Annotated in this window: 9 protein-coding genes; 2 read left to right on the top strand and 7 right to left on the bottom strand. The window is 58.6% G+C overall.

The window, feature by feature from the left end:
- Window positions 1–287: 287 nt before the first annotated feature.
- Window positions 288–473: a hypothetical protein gene (locus NP590_RS12890; RefSeq protein ID WP_256602868.1), complete on the top strand. Its 186-nt coding sequence runs from the start codon at window positions 288–290 to the stop codon at window positions 471–473.
- Window positions 470–763 (top strand): type II toxin-antitoxin system RelE/ParE family toxin, encoded by a 294-nt coding sequence (locus NP590_RS12895; RefSeq protein WP_256602869.1) that lies wholly within the window; start codon window positions 470–472, stop codon window positions 761–763. The genes NP590_RS12890 and NP590_RS12895 overlap by 4 nt, the downstream gene beginning before the upstream one ends.
- Window positions 764–995: 232 nt before the next feature.
- On the opposite strand, the gene NP590_RS12900 is transcribed toward NP590_RS12895, so the two are convergent.
- The 7 genes from NP590_RS12900 to recB all read right to left on the bottom strand — a co-directional run bounded on the left by NP590_RS12900 (window position 996) and on the right by recB (window position 18328).
- Entirely contained in the window at window positions 996–1517 is a 522-nt protein-coding gene (locus NP590_RS12900; RefSeq protein ID WP_256602870.1) for an REP-associated tyrosine transposase, read from the bottom strand.
- Window positions 1518–2329: 812 nt separating this feature from the next.
- The gene (locus NP590_RS12905) at window positions 2330–2800 is read right to left on the bottom strand and encodes a DUF2247 family protein (RefSeq protein ID WP_256602871.1); all 471 of its coding nucleotides are present in this window, start codon (window positions 2798–2800) and stop codon (window positions 2330–2332) included.
- Between the two features lie 13 nt (window positions 2801–2813).
- Window positions 2814–9899 carry an RHS repeat-associated core domain-containing protein gene (locus tag NP590_RS12910; RefSeq protein ID WP_256602872.1) on the bottom strand — a complete coding sequence of 2362 codons (7086 nt, stop codon included), beginning with the start codon at window positions 9897–9899 and terminating at the stop codon, window positions 2814–2816.
- 72 nt (window positions 9900–9971) lie between these two features.
- On the bottom strand, window positions 9972–11651 hold the full coding sequence (locus NP590_RS12915) for a putative Ig domain-containing protein (RefSeq protein WP_256602873.1): 1680 nt from the start codon (window positions 11649–11651) through the stop codon (window positions 9972–9974).
- A 137-nt stretch (window positions 11652–11788) separates the two neighbouring features.
- Window positions 11789–12190, bottom strand: coding sequence for a hypothetical protein (locus tag NP590_RS12920; RefSeq protein ID WP_256602874.1), 402 nt, complete (start codon window positions 12188–12190; stop codon window positions 11789–11791).
- 577 nt (window positions 12191–12767) lie between these two features.
- On the bottom strand, window positions 12768–14675 hold the full coding sequence (recD, locus tag NP590_RS12925; RefSeq protein WP_256602875.1) for an exodeoxyribonuclease V subunit alpha: 1908 nt from the start codon (window positions 14673–14675) through the stop codon (window positions 12768–12770).
- Entirely contained in the window at window positions 14672–18328 is a 3657-nt protein-coding gene (gene recB, locus NP590_RS12930) for an exodeoxyribonuclease V subunit beta (RefSeq protein ID WP_256602876.1), read from the bottom strand. Before recB ends, recD begins: the two co-directional genes overlap by 4 nt.
- Window positions 18329–18604 lie beyond the last annotated feature (276 nt).

Here is an 18604-nt window from a genome sequence, read left to right on the forward strand (position 1 = left end):
TTAGTGAAGACATCATTTGCCGAATGGTTCTTGCTTATACACCTCTTCCTTGGACTCTCTTGGGTAATGGCGCATTTGCATTCGGCAATGGATTATTCGTAAACTCTATGACATTGTTATTAGCGCTATGTCCGATTAGCAAAACGTAATCGGACGAATTTATCGCCTTCTTTCCTCCGAATGGATTTCGTTATTCGGAGTTGATTGGATTTTTCACTTTCAAGAGCCGCATTCAGCCGCTCACCTGTTTCGCGAGCCAGCCCTACCACTCACTGAGGAGACCGATCATGCAAACGCAATCGCTTAAACAGGAGGCCTTGGAGTCCCTGAGGCACCTGCCCGATGATGCCGACATCGACGAAATCATGTACCGCCTCTACGTGATTGACAAACTGCGCAAGAGCCGAGAGGCTATCGAAAAAGGTGAGATCATCAACCACGAGGAACTGAAACACGAGATCGAGCAGTGGTGATCGTCTGGTCAAAACTGGCGCGCGAAGACTTGCGCCTGATCCACCAGTATATTGCCCACGATTCCAAACACTACGCCGCCCGCGTGGTACAGGACATCACCGAGAAAATCGAAGTGCTGCGGGAATTACCCAAATTGGGCCGGATGGTACCGGAAATCGGCGAAGAGAATGTACGGGAAATCGGTTTGTATTCCTATCGCATCCTGTATGAATTGATCAGCGACACGATCTACATCCACGGCGTCATTCATAGACGGCGGCATTTCAAGCCGGAGGATTTGCCGCGGTAAACGCGACCGATGCGCCTCCTTACGTCGGCGGCATCCTATCGGCCATCAAATTTAGCGCACGTTATCGCGTTGGATGGGGTAACGAAAATGATACACCGGCGAAGCGGGATGAGAATTGACCCTCGGAACAACGCGATAAAGTCCGCCCCATATAGGTTGTGCCGAGCCAGCGGCGAGGCACAACGGTCGCGATCGATGCGCCTAACGGCGGCATCCTATCGGTCTCCAGGATTTAGCGCACCGTGTCGTGGTTGATGTCGCCACACCAATCCAGCGGTAAAGTTTCATTCAAAACATAACGATGGAAGGTGGAGTACGGCCAGTCTTTAACCCGCTCGACGTAGCCATGTTTCAGCGGATTAACGTGCACGTAATCAATATGCCGGACATAGTCCAATTCGTCGATGACCGTATGCTCCCAAAAACGTCTTTGCCATACACCGCGCTCATGGCGTTTGCGGCGCGTGGCCGATAAACGTTCCGTGCGCGGCAACCCTTTGGCGAACAACAACTTGATCAAGCGCAAACGCACGGGAAAATCGTCGGTATTGGGCGGCAAGGTCAATACCATGTGCATATGATCCGGCAACACCACCCAGGTGTCGATATAAAACGGATACAAGCGTTTGACCCTGCGCACCGAGTCGCGCAGCAAATCGATATGATCGGTCAACAGGGTTCGTTGGCGATCCAACAAGTTCACCGTAAAGAAATAACAACCACCGGGCACAAAATTCCGTCGATAATTCGGCACAGCCCCACCCCAAAACCAATGAAGACACATCGTACAATGCCATGGGGATGGCGTAGGGCGGATTCGGAGCGCAGCGACAATCCGCCAAACACCCCGGCAATGCCCCAAAGCCCAGCGCAACAGGAGCGGCTATCGCCGTTGGAAGGCAATCGATGGTGGATTGCCTATCGGCGAATCCACCTTACGTCACGGGTTATCCGCCGTACGGCCATGGGCGGCGTCGTAGAGGTAAGCCAGCACCGCCGAGGGTTGATCTCGGCGGCTTTGGGTTTAAAACAAATTGGCGGAACCTGTGGGCGGTTCCGCCTGGTGTGTCTAAAGCCATCATACGCGACCGATGCGCCTCCTTGCGTCGGCAGCATCCTATAGGTTGTCAGGATTCAGCGCACCTTATCGCGTTATCGGTCAACAGGATTTAGCGCACGTTATCGGGTTTTCAGAGTAACGCTCATGAAGGCCTGGCAATCACCCCGGCATATGAAAGTCAACGGCGTTATGTCGTTAGTTTTTGGGCGGTTGACACGTGACTTTCAGAGTAAAGAAATAACAACCACCGGGCACAAAATTCCGTCGATAATTCGGCACAACTTCTCCCAAAAAATCAACCAAAGAAAATCGCCACCGTGCATTTAATGGGGATGGCGTAGGGCAGATTCGGAGCGACAATCCGCCAAACATCCCGCCAACGATCCAAAGACCATCACAACAGGACAGGCTATCGCCGTTGGAAGGCAATCGATGGTGGATTGCCTATCGGCGAATCCACCCTACACCTCGTCACAAGATTGATCCGCCGTACGGCCGTATTTAAATCAAGTGATTTTTTGCGCCAGCTTTTGTACAACATTTTGCGCCGCATCTAATGGATCAATCCCATCGCAGTTGTAAATGCTGCAAGATGCCATATCCTCAGGGAAGCCGAACTGACTATACAGCTCTTGAAGAGCATTAATTTTTTCCTCATCTGAATCCTGGCTCTCTAACAGTGAAGAGAGATGTGCAAATCGCCACTTCTCAAGAGCCTCGTCTTTTTTTTCCTGTGACAGCGGTTTCCCATATGCCTCAATAAAACGAAGGCAAACAGAAATTAGTTCATCGTCAGGAATGGACTCTCCTATAACGATACTGATTAAATCGCCGTCAATCTCACCATAGACCTGACGCAAACACTCTTCAGCGTATTTGATGAGGTGCGACTTTTCGCACCACCCATGCTCAAGACCGACAAGCAACGTATGCCACTCCAGGAGATTGGCTCGTTTCATCATTTCAAAAGCAGACATAAATTAAATTCCTTTAGGGCTTCGGTGGAATTTGGTTCGGGAACCCCGTAACCTGTCCATTCGGAATAAATCGTCGGTGCGTTACTTGACCTTGATCGACAATCCATTCAAAAACACCCTGCTTACTATTCAGACCGCCTTCGACTTGATAAAGCTCGGACTGTCGAATAACTAGGCCACCCGGTCCTTTGGTTGGTATGCTGAATTTCGTGGCATCTCCAACGAAGTTGTCCACCATATTCGGGAATGAATGCAAGGAATCTGTCTTGGTGGCACTTCCGGTACGCATCCGGCCAAGAACAGCATTTTCAATCTCGCCTACGCCCTTTGCCGCATAATTCGACGCAGAATTATATGCCTTAATCCCTCCCGCAAGTACAGCAGCGACACTATCACCAACTACTGCTGCCGGAGCCATACTTACGGCTACACCCGGAACCCTCAACGTTTCGCGCGCCGTTGTCATGAATTCCGAGCCTATGTTGCCTAGCCTCGCCATCACCGACCCACTCCCCGGATACGACGGCACAGCCACCATACTCGGCACCGCCTTCATCAACCCCAACGGATCGCTAAAGCTGATCGGATTATTCCCCACATAAGCATAAGGATTAATCCCATCCGCAAAACCCGCCGGGTCGCGCTGGGCGAAGCGGCCCAAGCCGGGGTCGTAGGTGCGTGCCCGGTAGTATATCAAACCGCTTTTATCCGGTTCGCGGCCGGCGTAGCCGTAGCGGGGTATCGTGCCGGTTTTGCCGATAGTCTGGCCGAAGGCGTCGTAGCGGGCGCTGGCGGTGATAGCACCTGCGGCATTGCTGGTGGCGACGATGGAGCCCAAGCCGTCGGCGTGGTAATAGGCCGTGTCGCCGGGCGTGGTGCGGATCAGCGGCCGGTCGAGGCCGGCGTAGGCGTAATGAGCCTGGGCGCTGTTCCAGTCGGCGCCGTATTCGCTCAACAGAGTCTGTCCGGCGTAGACAAAACGCTTCGGCGTGCCGCCGGTGAGGGTTTCGATGCGCCGATCTTGGTGGTCGTAGCGGTAGTGTTCCGTGGCGATGCTGGTGCCGATGGTTCGAACCAAGGCTAGGCGATCCAGGGCGTCGTAGTCCAGGATGAGAAAGTCGGCGCTGAGTTGAAGGATTTGATTGCCGACTTCGTCGTAGCTGTAGCCGGTCAGAATGCCGCCGGTGTCGCTGCCGCTGCGGACCTGAGTCAGCTGCTGGGTGGCGTCGTACAGGTAGCGGCGGACGCTGCCGTCCTGAGCGGTGCGCTGGCGGCGGTTGCCGTAGGCGTCGTATTGGTAGGCTTCGAGCAGGGTCGACGCGGTGTCGTTTTGGCTGCGCACTTCCCGCAAGCGGTCCAGGGTGTCGTACTGGTAGCGGTAGTCGGTGCTGGTGCCGGCGATGACTTCCAGGTGGCGGTTACGCCGGCCCAGGGTGTCGTAGCCGTAGCTGTGGCGACTGACCTCGGCGCCGCCGGCCGCGCGGTTGACCAGTTCTTCCAGGTCGCCGCCGGCGCTGTAACGGTACAGGCTGCGGTAGCCGTTGGGCATGGTGGTTTCCCGCAACCGGCCGCCGGCGTCGAAGATGAAATTGGCCTGCGCGCCGCCCGGCGCCTGGATGGCACTCAAACGGCCCACGGCATCGTAGAGGAAGTCCTGGCGCCAGCCTTCGTTGTCTTCCAGGCTGTCGAGCAGGCCGCCGGGGCTGTGGCGGTAGGTCAGGGTCTTGTTGCCACGGTTGTCTGTGGCCGTTGCCAGACGCTGTGCGTTATCGTAGGTGTAGTCGTAACTGACTTCCGGGGCGTCGACATGAGTAAGCTGGCCGAGTGCATCGTAGCTATAGTCGGTGACGTGGGGCGCGGGGTCGGTGTCTTTCAGCCGGGCGGTTTGCCGGGTCAACAGGCCGCCGCGGGCGTGGTCGTAAGTCCATTCGACGATGTGGCCGTTGGCGGATTCGCGGCGCACGGGCAGGCCGTGGCCGTCGTAGACCCAGCGGGTGACGTGGCCCAGGGCGTCGCTTTGCTCGATGACGCGGCCGAAGTCGTCGTAGACGTAGCTGGCCTGGGTGCTGAGGGTTTCGGTGCCGTCGGCGGCGCGGTAGCCGGCGCGGACGGTTTGCAGATCGCCCAACGCGGTGTATTGGGTTTCGGTGACTTGGCGGATGCCGGTCAGACCCAAGGCGTCGTGAACCGGGCCGACGGTTTTGACCGGGCGGTTCAAGGCGTCGTATTGGGTCAGGGTTTCGCGGCCGCCGTTGTCGACGCTGCGAATGACGTTGCCGTTGGCGTCGTAGAAATAGTCGGTGTAGCGGCCGTCGGGGCTGGTCAGGCGTCTCAGGCGGCCGTTGCCGGTTTTGTCGTAGTAGGCGTATTGGCTGACAAGGCCGTTGGGGTCGGTGGTTTTCACCGGGCGGCCGGCCAGGTCGTATTCGGTGGTGACGGCGTTGCCCTGGGCGTCGAAGGCGCGGGTCGGCCGACCGACGGCATCGCGTTCGAAGCGAATGCTGTAGCCGTCGGGGTTGGTGATCTTGACGGCGTTACCGGTTTCGTCGTAGGCGGTGCGGGTGGCGTGGCCGGCGCTGTCGCGCTGGACCACCGGACGATCGAGGCTGTCGTATTCGGCGACTTGTTGTTGCAGCAGGCGGTAGTTGCCTTGGGCGTCGAAGCCGGCCAGGCTGGCGCCGATGGCGTTGCCGTTGTTGTCGTAGGCGAAGTCGCGCCATTGGCCGATGGCGTCGGTGGCGCGGGTGATTTGGTCGTCGGCGTTGTAGCGGGTTTCGGCCGGGTAGAAGCGCGTATCGACGGCGGTCGTCGGCCGGCCCAGATTGTCGAAGACTTGGTTGGCGCTGCTGCATTGCTGGGCCAGGGCGCCGCCCAGTTGCTGCAGGCCGCAGCGCTTGACCGAAACGGGGTTCAGGCCCTGGGCGTCGTAGTGGTATTCGATGTAAGGGCCGGTTTTGGTGGCAAAGTCCTTTACCCGCGTCGCGCGGGTCAGGTTGCCGTTGGCATCGTAACTTTGGATAGTCCAGGCCGCGATTTGCGAGGCCGTGGGGGTCGTAGTATGTACACCCGGCTTCAGGGCGATGGTCTCGGTGCGGTTGCCGTTGGCGTCGTAGCGGTACAGCGTGACGTTACCGTTGACGTCCTTGATCTTGGTCGGCAAATTGAAAGCGTTGTAATCCTGGTAGGTGACGGTGCTGCCGTCTGGCTGGGTCATGACGGTAACGTTGCCGATCGCGTCGTAGCTGTATTGCACCGCGTGGCCGAGCGCGTCGCGCCGCCGGGTTTCGCTGAGCGGGTTGGCGGTATCCTGGTATTCGTAGACCAGCCGCGAACCGTCGCCCTGCCATTGTTGCAGCGGCTGGCCGTATTCGTTGAACAGGTGAGTCTGGCTGACGCCGCGCTCGTCCACGGTGGTGGTTTCCCTGCGGAATTTGTTGTAGCGGAAGGTGTAGCTATGGCCCTGGCTGTCGGTGTGGCGGAAGGTCTTGCCGTTGGCGTAATACTCGAACTGCATGGCGTTGCCGTTCGGCCGGGTGTAGGCTTTCAGGGCATGGTCGAGGTTGGTGCCGTCCGCGGCTTGATAATAGGCATAGCTGGTCGATCCGGCACGGCTGCCGGCTACCATTTCCGAGCTTTCGTATTTGACCAGGTCGCCGCGGCTATCGTAAGTATATCGGTAGGTGCGGCCGGCCCAGTCGGTGATGCGGGTGATGTGGCTGCCACCGTTGTCGTACCAGAAGTGTAGTGACCGGCCAATGCCGTCGGTGGCGGTGAACAGGTTGCCGGCGCTGTAGACGAACGTCAACGTGTTGCCGTTGCGGTCAAGCACCCGCGTCAGGTTGGCGGTCTGGCGCGCGGTGCCGGCGACGTTTTGAAAGAAGAAGGTCAGGCCGGATTTTTCCTTCAAGCTGTATTCGCCGTTGGCCTCCCGTTTAGCGCTGACGCGCAGACCGGCTTGCGGCGTAAGGTTGGTATTCACCGGCACTCCGGCAGCGGTTCCCGCGACGGTCAACTTATTAGCCGCGCCAGTACCGTCGATCCAGATTGCGGTATCGACCTTGCCGTTCGCGTCTTCGTCGAAAAACTGAAGCTGGTGGTTGAAGCTGTGCGTCCAACCGTAGCCGAGCGGGCCATCCTTGCGAACATTGGAATTGTAGGTGCGCTCGAAGACCAGATCGAGCCCGCCCCGGCCCTTGATCGTAAAATCCCGCTCGGGATGGTAGAGGTTGCCGGACACCAGATTGACCGGGTCGCCGCCGAAACTGCTGTTGGTGGCGACATTGCCGGTGTTGATGCCCCCGTAGGAGTTGACTAAGTTGAGTTTGAGGTTGGAGTTGGTTACCGAGCCCACGGTTAGAAAATTTGTGGTTGCAGGCTTAAACACCCCTTGATAGCCGGTATTCAACCAGGACGAATAGGTATTGGAGATTGGCGTGGAGAGGGAATAACCACCCTGAGCCGTTAGGTACTGGCCTGAAATCGTATAGCTGGTCTCGGCTGACAGTAGGTTCCGCTGGCCGTCGAGACTGGCTTTTTCCGCAATCCATACGGCTCCGGCCCAACCGTCGTAATTGATCAGGCAACGCGGCAGGGTAACCTGGAAATATCCCTGGTTTATGAACAAATCTTTTAGATTTTGTTTAACCGTGGCCGAATAATTCAGGTTGTACGGCGACGTCGCGCAACCGACATTCAGTAGCGTATCGACGTCCGCGCTTTTGCTCAATACCACAACGGGCAATCCTGTATCTCTGGCGTACTGCAGACCGCGCACGGTGCTGACGGCATCGACGTGGGCCTGTTCCTGCCAGATATACGATTCGTAGGCGGAGCCGGAATAGCCCGCTAACAGGTAACTGTCGTAATTTGAGCTACCGGTGGCGACGTTGCGGGAACGGAAGCTGCCGCCCGGCACATCGACCAGCAGCCCTTTGCGCGACACTGCAAAGGGCAGATCGAACACATATTCCACTTTCATGGCGGTGGATGTGAGTCCAATGTGATGGCCGCTGTCGCCGGTCTCGCCGTAGAGCTTACCAACGGTTTTGCCAGCCTCAGTGATGTAGCCCATGTATTTCAGGCCGGCAATGTGCAGGTATTCGCCCAGGGTGGCGTCGATTTGCGCGTTGGGATTGGCATTGGAGCCCACGGCGGCAAGCAGCTTGGCGGAGCGTGTTTCCAGCATCGCGTTGGAAGCCTGAAAGGCATAGAGCTGAAGCGCATGGTAGTTGTGCGCGCCGATGTTGTAGTATTCGACCTGATTGACGGTCTTGTTATTGAGCGAAAGACGAAGCGCCAGCCGATTGTTGCGGGAGCAAAAACCCACCGAATTATAGGTTCCAATCGGCGTGATATCCGTCCCTTCCTGTTTGAAAACCGGCCGAACCTGGGTTTGCAGATAGGTCGAGCCGCTGGCGCAAGGCACTACCATCGACGTACCGGATTGCCAAGTCGCGACCTTGCCGGCGGCCGTGTTCGCCGTGTTGGTTTGGGTAAAGGACAGTGTCAGGCGACCGGCGGCGAGTTCGGCCATTGGCAGCTTCAGGCTAGGAGCCAGGGTGATGCTGCCGGCGGAATTCTTTGCCGTGATCTCGGCGAAATAGCGGTGGCTGTCCGGCAGCGCCGCGGTTTCGGCTTGACCGCTTTCCCAATCCTTGAAGTTCACCACTTCGTATGGCAAGGTGCTCGGCAATACATCGATATTTTTCTGCACAATGGTGCTGCGGTAGCCGCCGCCATGCGCCAGCGTTTTCCCCAGCAGCGCTTCCATTTGATCCCGCAATGCTTCCTGCGGCATGACGGTGGTGCGTTTGCTCAAATAAGCGTTGTAGTCGAAGCTGAAATTCGCAACATCGGCAACGGTCGTTCCGTCGGCATGGCTCGTTTCCTTAAAGCTCGCGTCCAGCGGAATCCAATGGAAACCGCTGTCGTCATTGCGCGAGCCCCGGTAATTGCCGTAGGGCACGCAGGCTTCAACCCAGACGTGAGTAAACGCATTGGCGGTGACATTACCGTTATTGTCAATGTATTTAGTCACCGGTATTTGCCCATTGAGCAGACGAGCGCGGGCACCCTCGTCTGCTTTGACGCCTAGCCAATCCAACAGCCGCGGATCGTTACTCGGGAAGCGCACTTCGCCGTAGACGTAGCGGGCGGGAATTTTGGAGGCGCGCAGCAAGGCAATCAACAACGAAGCCTGATCGGTGGCGTTGCCGGAGCCGCTAACCAGGGCGGTTGCGGCGCCTTTCAAGGAGCCAAAATACGGTTGGAATTCGATTTGGTTTTTGACGTATTGGTAAATCTCGGTCGGCGAGTAGTGCAGTCTTTCGGCGAGGGCCAAAATTTGAGGATCGTTTAGCTTGATTTCCGGCATTGCGTCGTCAAGGTCCGCCGTTTGGTAGCCGCACGCGGTGGCCTCGGGCTCCGCGGCCAGCGGCGCGTTCGGCGTGTCGTCGGGGGTGAGCGTTGTTGCTTCCTGCAGGGTAAACGTGGGTTGAGGCTTGGTTGGCACCGATACCCGCGGCGGCTGAAGCTGCTGCAAAAGATTTTGCAGGTTCGCCTCGGCCCGTTGGCGGTCGCCGTCGGTTTTGGCGTCGAGAACTTGGCCGAACGCGGTGTCGAGGCGGTCGAAGCGGTCGCGCACTTGTTCAGCCAGCGCCGAATCGTCCAGACCTTGGTTGGCGAGCCAGTCGTCGATTTGGTAACGGTAATCGCGGAAGCCATCGCGTTTTTGCCGCAACCGCTCGGTGCGCGGCGATAGATTGCTGGTAGCGGAAGGTTCGTCGAGCAGCTGTTGAGTGGCGTGGTGACCATTGGCGATACCCTCGGACCAGCTGTCGGCTTCGCTGGGGCGTCCGTCGCCGATGTATGTGGCTGCCATGGTCTCGGCCACGGTGTCGAAATCGAGCATGGCCGCGTCGGCGCGCGGTGGGGCCGGCTTGGCGTGCGGGCTCACTACCGATTCGGTTTTCGCTAACGGAGCTTCGGAAAGGGCAGCTTGTTTGTCGACATAATGCCATGTCAAGGCCCCCAACGTGACGACCACCAAGATGGCGGCGATTGAAAGGAGCGATGTCGCTTGCGACGTATTGTTTTGCATGAGTTACGATCTCCAAGAACGCATCCGTGCGCAGCCCTTTAACAAGGCGCGGCAATTCGGCCTGATTAGGGTTTATCTTCCGGTTAGTAGTGTGTTGACGACGCCGAACACCACCGCTTCGTTGATACTGGGATTACGCCCGATCTGAACTTCCGCGCCGTCGCCCAGGTTGTCGTGATCGGTATCAAAGACATTGGGATCGCTGTGGTGGCGGAATTCGTCGAGATTCGAAAGTTGGTCACCGTCGGGATCCAGCCCCGCATCGCCGGGATCGTTACGATTAAAAGCGTGAGTCTTTTCCCAAGCGTCGGGCATTCCATCCCGATCCGTATCCCAATCATCGGGATAATTATTCCATTCGAGGCGGTCGGGAATGCCGTCATGATCGGTGTCGGCGGCGAGCGGATTCAACTTGTCGCGCAGTTCGAAATAGCTTGGCACGCCGTCTCCGTCCGTATCGGTTGTCGTGTCGTTTACGGCGATGACGCGCAGGTATCCGGGTACGGTTACGGAAACACCCTGGCTGTCTTTAAGGTTCAATACGAAAGGATAGGAACCGGCCGCGGAGGGCGAGCCGGAAAGCGACCAGGGTTCAGTTGTGCTCACCGCGATGCCGGGCGGCAACTGCCCGCCAACTAATGACCAAGCGTAACCGGGCGTGCCGCCGGTTGCGGCTAACGGATACGAAAAAGGAACATTAGCCAACGCTTCGGTCGCGATCGGATTGCCGCTCAGCCCGGTTGGATTGGGCGTTGCGCTCAAACCGTTTTGCGGTAGCAATTTCCAGCCGTCGGCTTGGTTCGGGTCTGTGCCCACAAAAGGTTCGACTGCGTCGGGAATTCCATCTTGGTCGGCGTCGGCCATGACTGTGGCCGGGAAGGTGCGCAAGGCGAGCGCCGTGGCGTAGGCGTCGCCACTCCAACTGCCGTCGGCCGCTTGCTTGCTCCGCAGAAAGGTGGCGGCCTGCGTCAATGCTGTGTCGGTGCCGATCGGCGCAAGTGCGGCATTCGCTGCCGCTTGCAACGCGAGATAGGCGCTGGCGGTGTTCCGTTCCGAGCCGGTATCGGCGGCGTGATCGGTAAAGCTGCCGTCGCTCTGCTTTCTGGCCAGTAGCCAGGTGGCGGCGCGCAAGACTAGCGTGGCGGCGCCGCTACGCCCGTCTTGATGTAAATGGCTCAGCGCCGTGATGTTGCTTGCAGTCGGCAAGATGGCGGGCGTTTGGTTGGCTCCCCGTGCACCGCCCCAGTAGGACCAACCTTGATTCCCAACCCCTTGTCCCGCCGTGGTGAGGTTGATATAGGCCGCGACGGGGGCCGTGACGCCGGCCGTGCGTAAGGCTTCCATCGCCAAGCCGGAATCGGGAAACCCGCCGCCGTATCCGGCGTAAGCCCCCCAAACCCCGGTAACATTACCTTGTCCCAACAGAGTTCTGGTCAGACTCAGCTCTACCGTATCGACGCCGGCATCTTCCAATGCGATAATTTTACGGGCCAGGGAATCGACGCTATCTGTCTGACAATTCGACAGCCACGCCTGCGCTCGGGTGTAATGAATGCCTTTGTCGGCGCCGGCGTTTTTCAGCGCCGCCAGAGCTTCCGCCGTGGCCGCCGCACTCGCCCACCCTTGCCCCCAACTGCCGTCGCCGTTCTGGTGTTGGAACAGCCAACCGACGGCTTTCGCGCGGCCGGTATCCTGGTCGGCTAAAGCGATATTCGATGCACCGGAAACCAGTGCGGTCAGGCCGACGATCATAGGAATCAGTCTTTCGCGTATTTAAGTTTTCAAGGTTCCCTCGCCTTTTTACGTCGTTCCTTATCGCTTGACGGTTGGAGCACATGCGCGTCAGCGCGGGGCTTCGCCGGATGAAGAGCGGCAATTTCGGTCGGCTGCTAGTTTGCGTCGAGCAAAATCTCGTTGATAGTATTGAGCTTGCTAGTTGTGTTGCATGCGGCTGAATAAATCTTGACGGGTTTTCCGAGCGCCACCGCCAACGATATTTGGGAAATCATGACCTTCTGTGCTTCTGATGGGACGTTACTTGGATAAACCATATGGAATATGGGCTCCGCCGCGTTATGCCCCGCACAAGTATTGATGTTAGTGGCGGCCGTCGGCTCCATGTAAACAAAAAAACCGGCCACGGTTGATCGGGTAAAAGTGACTGCGCCATAAGTAGGCGTCCAGTCGGCCGTCCATCCCGTTGCAGGTAACAACAGCGCGCCGGTCAACAGATTGCGGACACTTAATTTCAATAGCGTTTTTCCCGCGCGCAGAGCGTTTTTTGTTAGCATGGCTTTATCTCCAAAGGCCGTAATTTAGGTGAGGTTGTTGGGGCACCAAGAAGCGAAGCGGTATTGCGCCGCTGTTCAGTCTTTTAATCATTCGCCCATGTCCACCCGTTATTGCTAATGGGTTGGCGTAGCGTGCCCCAGAAAAATCGTCCCTTTTCGGGGAATTGACTTTTTGTTCAACTGTTCCGAGGAAGTTTTAGCAGCACGGACTTCAAGCAAATAAATCGGGACTTCGGCGGCTTGTTTACTTTGGCACGGGTAATTCATTTTTTAACGGCTTAGTCAATGTGTAAATGGTTGGGTAAGCCCTTTAAGTCGGAAGCCGAATAGCGCAAGGTGGTCTTGTCTTGTCGGGAACCTGTCCGAGAATTCAGTAGGCACCAAATTCACGCGGATTTATTCAATATCTGTGTCAGTGGTTTTTCACTAATTTGACACACATTTCACTTTCTATGTCACTCGACCGGGGCTCGGACCGATTGCCGAGTTGCTTTCTTCCGCGCGGCCAAAAGGAGGAAACCAGGGACAAAGCCGCCCGATACCGCCTTTGTCCCGTGCTTTTTAAAGCGCGGCGGGTTTACTGGATGCTGTTCAGTATGGCTTGCATAAATACGTCCGGGCGGCTTTCCAGCAAGGTAAATTGCGCCTTGGCCCGGGTGATGCCGGTATAGACCAGTTCGCGGGTGAGCACGGGACCCGAGGTTGCGGGCAGCAACAGGGCTACGTGGTGGAATTCCGATCCCTGGGATTTGTGTACCGTCATCGCAAAGGCGGTTTCCGCATCCGGCAAGCGCATCGGCGATATCCAGCGTAAGGCCTCGCCGCCGACTTCGCTGTCCGGAAATACCACCCGCGGTTTGCCGGCGGCATCGCTCAAGGTAATACCGATGTCGCCGTTCATCAGGCCCAGGTTATAATCGTTGCGGCTGATCATTACCGGCCGGCCCGGGTACCAGAGGGCGGATTTTTTGCCGGGAAACAGCCATTGCTCGATACGTTGATTCAGTCCTTCGACGCCCCAGTCGCCTCGGCGGACCGCGCACAACACTCGGAAGCGGTCGAAGGCCCGTAATACATCCAAGGCCCAGCGATCGTAATCGGCCGCATCGCGCGGCGGCTGTTCGACCATGCGCCGATAATGGCCGTAGCCCGGCGCGTCGCCGGTTTCGGCGCTGATCAGCTGTTTCAGGCGCGCATCGGCTGTATCGGACAGCAGCAGGCCGTGCAAGTCGGGATAAGCCGGCTTGTCCCGCAAAATCGCTTGCGCGCGGCCGGCATCGCCGGCGTTTACGGCGCCGGCCAGTTGGCCGATGCCGCTGTCGGCACCGAAACGGTGGCTGCGGCGCAGCATCGCGGTCTGCTGGTTGATGGCCGAGCCGGCTTCGGCTGCCGGCAGGCTAACGCCGGCGTATCGGCTCAACCAAGCCAGCGCGGCGGCGTCGTAAGCGGCCCGTTCGGCCCCCCGGCATAAATCGCCCATCACCGACCCGGCTTCCACCGAAGCCAATTGGTCTTTGTCGCCCAGCAATATCAGTTGCGCCTCGGCCGGCAGCGCGTCCAGCAGGGCCGCCATCATTTCCAGATCGATCATGGAAGCTTCGTCGACAATGACGATGTCCGCCGCCAGCGGGTTGTGCCGGTGATGTTGAAAGCGGCGGCTGTCCGGGCGGCTGCCCAGCAGCCGGTGCAGGGTGGCGGCTTTTTTCGGGATCTGCCGGCGGATGTGGTCCGCCAGCGCCAGATGTTCCAGAGCCTTGCTTATCGATTCGCTGACTCTGGCCGCTGCCTTGCCGGTGGGGGCGGCCAGCAAAATGCTTAACTTGCGTTGCCGTTCGTCGGCGGCCAGTTGTATCAACAAACTCAGCAATTTGGTCAGCGTGGTGGTTTTACCGGTGCCTGGGCCGCCGGTGATGATGGCAAAGCGAGCCCGCAAGGCCAGCACGCAGGCGACTTTCTGCCAGTCGGTTTGCGCGGCGTCGCTGTCGAACAAGTCGTCGATTTCGGCGAGCAGGGAGGCCGGCAGGCTGTCTCTGACCGGCTGTAAGCGCGAGCCGATTTCGCTGTCCAGAATTTGCTGATATTGCCAATAACGGCGCAGATATAGGCGGGCGCCGTGCAACACCAGCGGGGTGCTGCCCGCGGCGGGGGCTATCAGACTGGAATGCGCCAGGGTTCGTAGCCAATCGGCCAAACTGTAGGCATTCAGCTGCGCCAGCTCCCGTATGCAGGTTTCATCCGCGGCCTGGCGGGCTTCATCGGCGGGAATCGCCAGGGTAGGGCCGGGGTTGGCGCCGAGCTTTTCCAGGTCCAGATAGACCTCGCCGCGTCCCAGTTGATGGCTGACCAGCGCGCCGGCCCACACCACGCCGTCACTGGCGCTTGGGTCCAGGTCGAGTAAAAAACCGGCAAACGCGCGGTCGAGCCGGCTCAGCCAACCCAAGGCTACCCAATGGTCGATGCGTTGCAGGACTTTCAGTTGTCTCATGCCGCAATACCGGTAGTGGCCGCACCGCAAAACAGCCGATCCAGGGCTTCTATCAGCATTGCCGGTGGTTTGAACGACAAGCGACCCGCGCCGGCGCTGTCCGCCCCGCGCAAAAACAGATACACGCCGCCGCCGATATGCCGGTCGTAAGCGTAAGCCGTTCCCAGCCGGCTTTTCAGCAAACGATGCAGTGCCAGCAGATAAAGGACCGCTTGCAGGTCGTAACGTTTGTTCAGCATGGCTTGCTCCAGTTTGTCCTGGCTGTAAGCGCCGGCATCGTTGCCCAGGGCGTTGAATTTGTAATCCAGCACGTAATATCGGTCCTCGTGCACGAATACCAGATCGATAAAGCCTTTCAACAGCCCGTTGATTTGCTTGGCCTGTAGGCGCGGCCGGGTTTGTCCGCCAAAGGTATGTCGACAAACCAGACTGTCGACGGCCAGCGCATCGACATTGTCGGCACCCAGCAAAAACTCCATTTCTGCTTGATAAGCGGCGCGGTCCAGCCCGGACAGGCCGATGCCGTCCGCTCCGGTTAAGGGTAAGGTCAGCCATTGTTGTAAGGCTTGCCGCAAAGTTTCCCGCTTATTGTCCCAGTCCGGCTGCTTGAAAATACTGTTTATCATTTGAGCTGCCAGTTCGGGGCGCGCTTGCAGGCAGGAAAATCCCAGCTGAGCGCATTGCTCCATCAATTCGTGCACCAACACACCGGGACCGGCGCCGCGCGGCAGGGCATGAATGCCTTGGGCGGCCGGCGCGGTAAGCGCGGGAGTGGGATCGAGTTCGTCTATGCGTTTGTCGTCGCGGAAGGTGTCCGCCTCAATGGACGGCGCGGAGCCGCCCTCGGTTTGCAGGGCCGAATAGCTGGCAATCCACCAGTCGTCGCCGATAACGGCGGTCGACTGGCGCGGGCCATCGACGGCCGTTGCCGAGTCCGCGGGCCGATAAATGTCCGCGGCGGCGGCCGGCGCTTCGAGTATGTCTATGGCGGGGCAAGCGCCACGCAGTTCGGTCAGTCGGACGTTTAATTCGCTTGCCGCCATACCGGCCCGCCAACCCAGCACATAGCCGATGGCGCTCTTGTGCAAGTGGCTGGCTTTGCCCGGGCCGCTTTTGATCGCCGCCATACCTAGCCAACAGGCGTAGCGGGCGCGGGTGATGGCTACATACAACAGGCGCAGGTCTTCCTGCAGGCGTTCCCTGTCGGCGCCGGCCTTGCTGTCTTCGCTTTTTTGCAAATCCACGTGCAGAGCGAATTCGCTATCGTGATAACGGTAATAGTGGTCGCGGCCGCCGACTTCGCGAAAGCCGCAGATAAACGGCAGAAATACCAAGGGGTACTCCAGACCCTTGGACTTATGGATGGTGACGATTTTGATCAGGTTGGCGTCGCTTTCCAGCCGGATGACGCTTTCCTCGCCGGTCTGGTCGGCGGCGATGGTTTCGGCCAGATGCCGGATCAGGGCCTGTTCGCCTTCCAGACGGCTGCCAGCCTGTTGCAACAGCTCGGCCAGATGCAACAGATTGGTCAGGCGGCGTTCGCCGTCCACCAGACATTGCAGGCGGGCGGGCAGTGCGTAGTCGCTCATCAGTTGTCGCAGGGTGGGCAGAATGCCGTCTTGCAGCCAGCGTTCGCGGTAGCCCATGAAGCGCTCCAGATGTTGCTCCCAGGCCAGTTCGTCCAGCGCTAGTTGCCGCAGACTTTGGTAGCTCCAACCTAGCGTGGCGGTGCCAATGGCGGCCCGCACCTTGCGTTCGTTGCGCGGCTCGGCCAGGGCTTGCAGCCAGATCAGTATATCGACGGCTTCTGCGCTGGCGTATATCGACTCGCGCTCGGACAGATAGACGCTGCGCAGTTGGCGTTCCGCCAGCGCTTGACGCATGAGCCGGGCTTCGTGACCGCTACGTACCAGAATGGCAATGTCGGCCGGTTGCAAGGGTCGCAGGTCGCCGTCGGGGCCCGTGAAACCGGTCCGACCGGCGCCGGCGCCGTGTAGAAGCCTGACGATTTCGCTGGCGGTGGCGGCCGCCATTTGCCGGCGATAGGCCGGCATGCCGATGGCTTGTTCGTCGGCGATTTGCCAAAAGCTCAGGGCGGGCGCGGCTTGGTTGTCGACCAGCCAGACTTCCTCGCGGCCTTGCGCCGCAACCGGTATGAAGGGCAGCGGATTGCCATCCTGTCGCTTGAAGCAAAATGCGCCGGCTGCTTGTTGGTTTTCGGCATGTATGAATATCCGGTTGACGGCGTCGACCATGGCTTGCGTGGAGCGGAAATTGGTGCTTAGGGTGTAATGGCGGCCCAGCGTGGCTTGATGCGCTTTTAAATAGGTAAAAATGTCGCCGCCTCGAAACGAATAGATCGCCTGCTTCGGGTCGCCTATCATGAAGCAGCCCGGGCCGCTATCGGCTTCGGCGGGGTAGAGACGGGCGAATATGCGGTATTGCACCGGATCGGTGTCCTGAAATTCGTCGATCAAGGCCAGCGGATATTGCTTGACTATGGCCGCCGCCAGCCGCTCGCCGTTGCCGCCGCGCAAGGCCAGATCCAAACGCTGTAACATGTCGTCGAAGGTCATGCGCGCCATGCGTTGTTTTTCGGCGTCGTAACGGGCCCGTAGCCAATGGATGGCATGGCGGGTGATGATGTCGGCCATGTCGGTTTCGTTTGCGGCATGCGCGGCCAAATCATCGATGGCCCTGAACGGCGCGGTTTCGAACAGTGGGGCTTGGTCTTGATGGGCCTTGGTCAGGCCGGCTTGCAGCGATTGTTGGCCGAATTTCATCAAGGCCTCGGCGGCGAGCGGCTCGCCGTTTGCCCAGGCGGCCAGTTGGCGCAGTTTGTCGGCGAAGCCGGCCTTGCGGTAGAGGTTGCCGTTGAGCAATCCGTTTGCCGATGCTTCGTTCAACAAGTTTTGCAGGGCTGGCAGGTCGTCCCGCCAGAGGGAGCGGGCGGCTTGTTCCAGTTGCTCGGCTTGAATTGCCCAGTCTTCCCAGGCTTGAAATGCTTGGGCAAGCGCGTTTTCCGGGGCTTCCAGTCCCAGGGCCTCGGTTTCGAACAACAACGGTCTCAAGACGCCGGCCAGTTGCTCCGGCGAACTGGCCAGCCGGTAAACCGCCCGGCAAGCGGTGGTGGAAAGGGGATAAAAAAATTGCCGCCAATAGTCCCGGACGACTTGGTTCAGCAGCTCCCGGTCGTCGGTATCGACCTCCTGCTTGAACAAACCGCCGCTGTCGAAGGCATGCTGTTGCAGCATGCGGTTGCACCAGCCGTGTATGGTATAAACAGCTGCCTCGTCCATCCAGTTGGCCGCCAGCTCCAGCCGGTAGGCGCAGGTCGGCCATTGTTCGGCGGCATAATCGTCCCGCAGTCGCCGCAAGAATTCGTCGCCGCCGGTCTTTTCGCGGAAAAATCCCGCCGCCTGGGTCAGGCGGGCGCGGATCCGTTCGCGCAGTTCCTGGGTGGCCGCTTCGGTAAAGGTCACCACCAGAATATCCGGCGGCAATAATTCCGCGCCCAGCCAGCCGTGGCCGAGTATCAGGCGCACATACAGGGCAGCTATGGTATAGGTCTTGCCGGTGCCGGCGCTGGCTTCGATCAGGCGGGTGCCGGACAAGGGAAATGTCAGGCTGTCTATGTTGCTGGCAAGGCTCATGCGGGCTGGTCGGATTGGAAAATAACGGTATATTGTAGGTCGGCGGGCGCGCCGGCGAAACTTTCATTGATCCGGATGGCGCCGGGTTTTTTAAATCCTCCGTTTTCCTGCTTAGCCCATCCGTAAAAAACCGCTGATTGGCGGACGGAGATTTTTCGCGGCGCATGGGAACCGTGCATCATTAAGCCGTTAAACGGCAATTTTTTTGTGCGCCGGTGTAAGGTTTTTGTAATGTTTTTCCGGGTATCAGGCTTATTTGTTTACCATATGAAAAAA

The organism is Methylomonas subterranea, assembly GCF_024505185.1.
GTDB classification, from domain to species: Bacteria; Pseudomonadota; Gammaproteobacteria; order Methylococcales; family Methylomonadaceae; genus Methylomonas; species Methylomonas subterranea.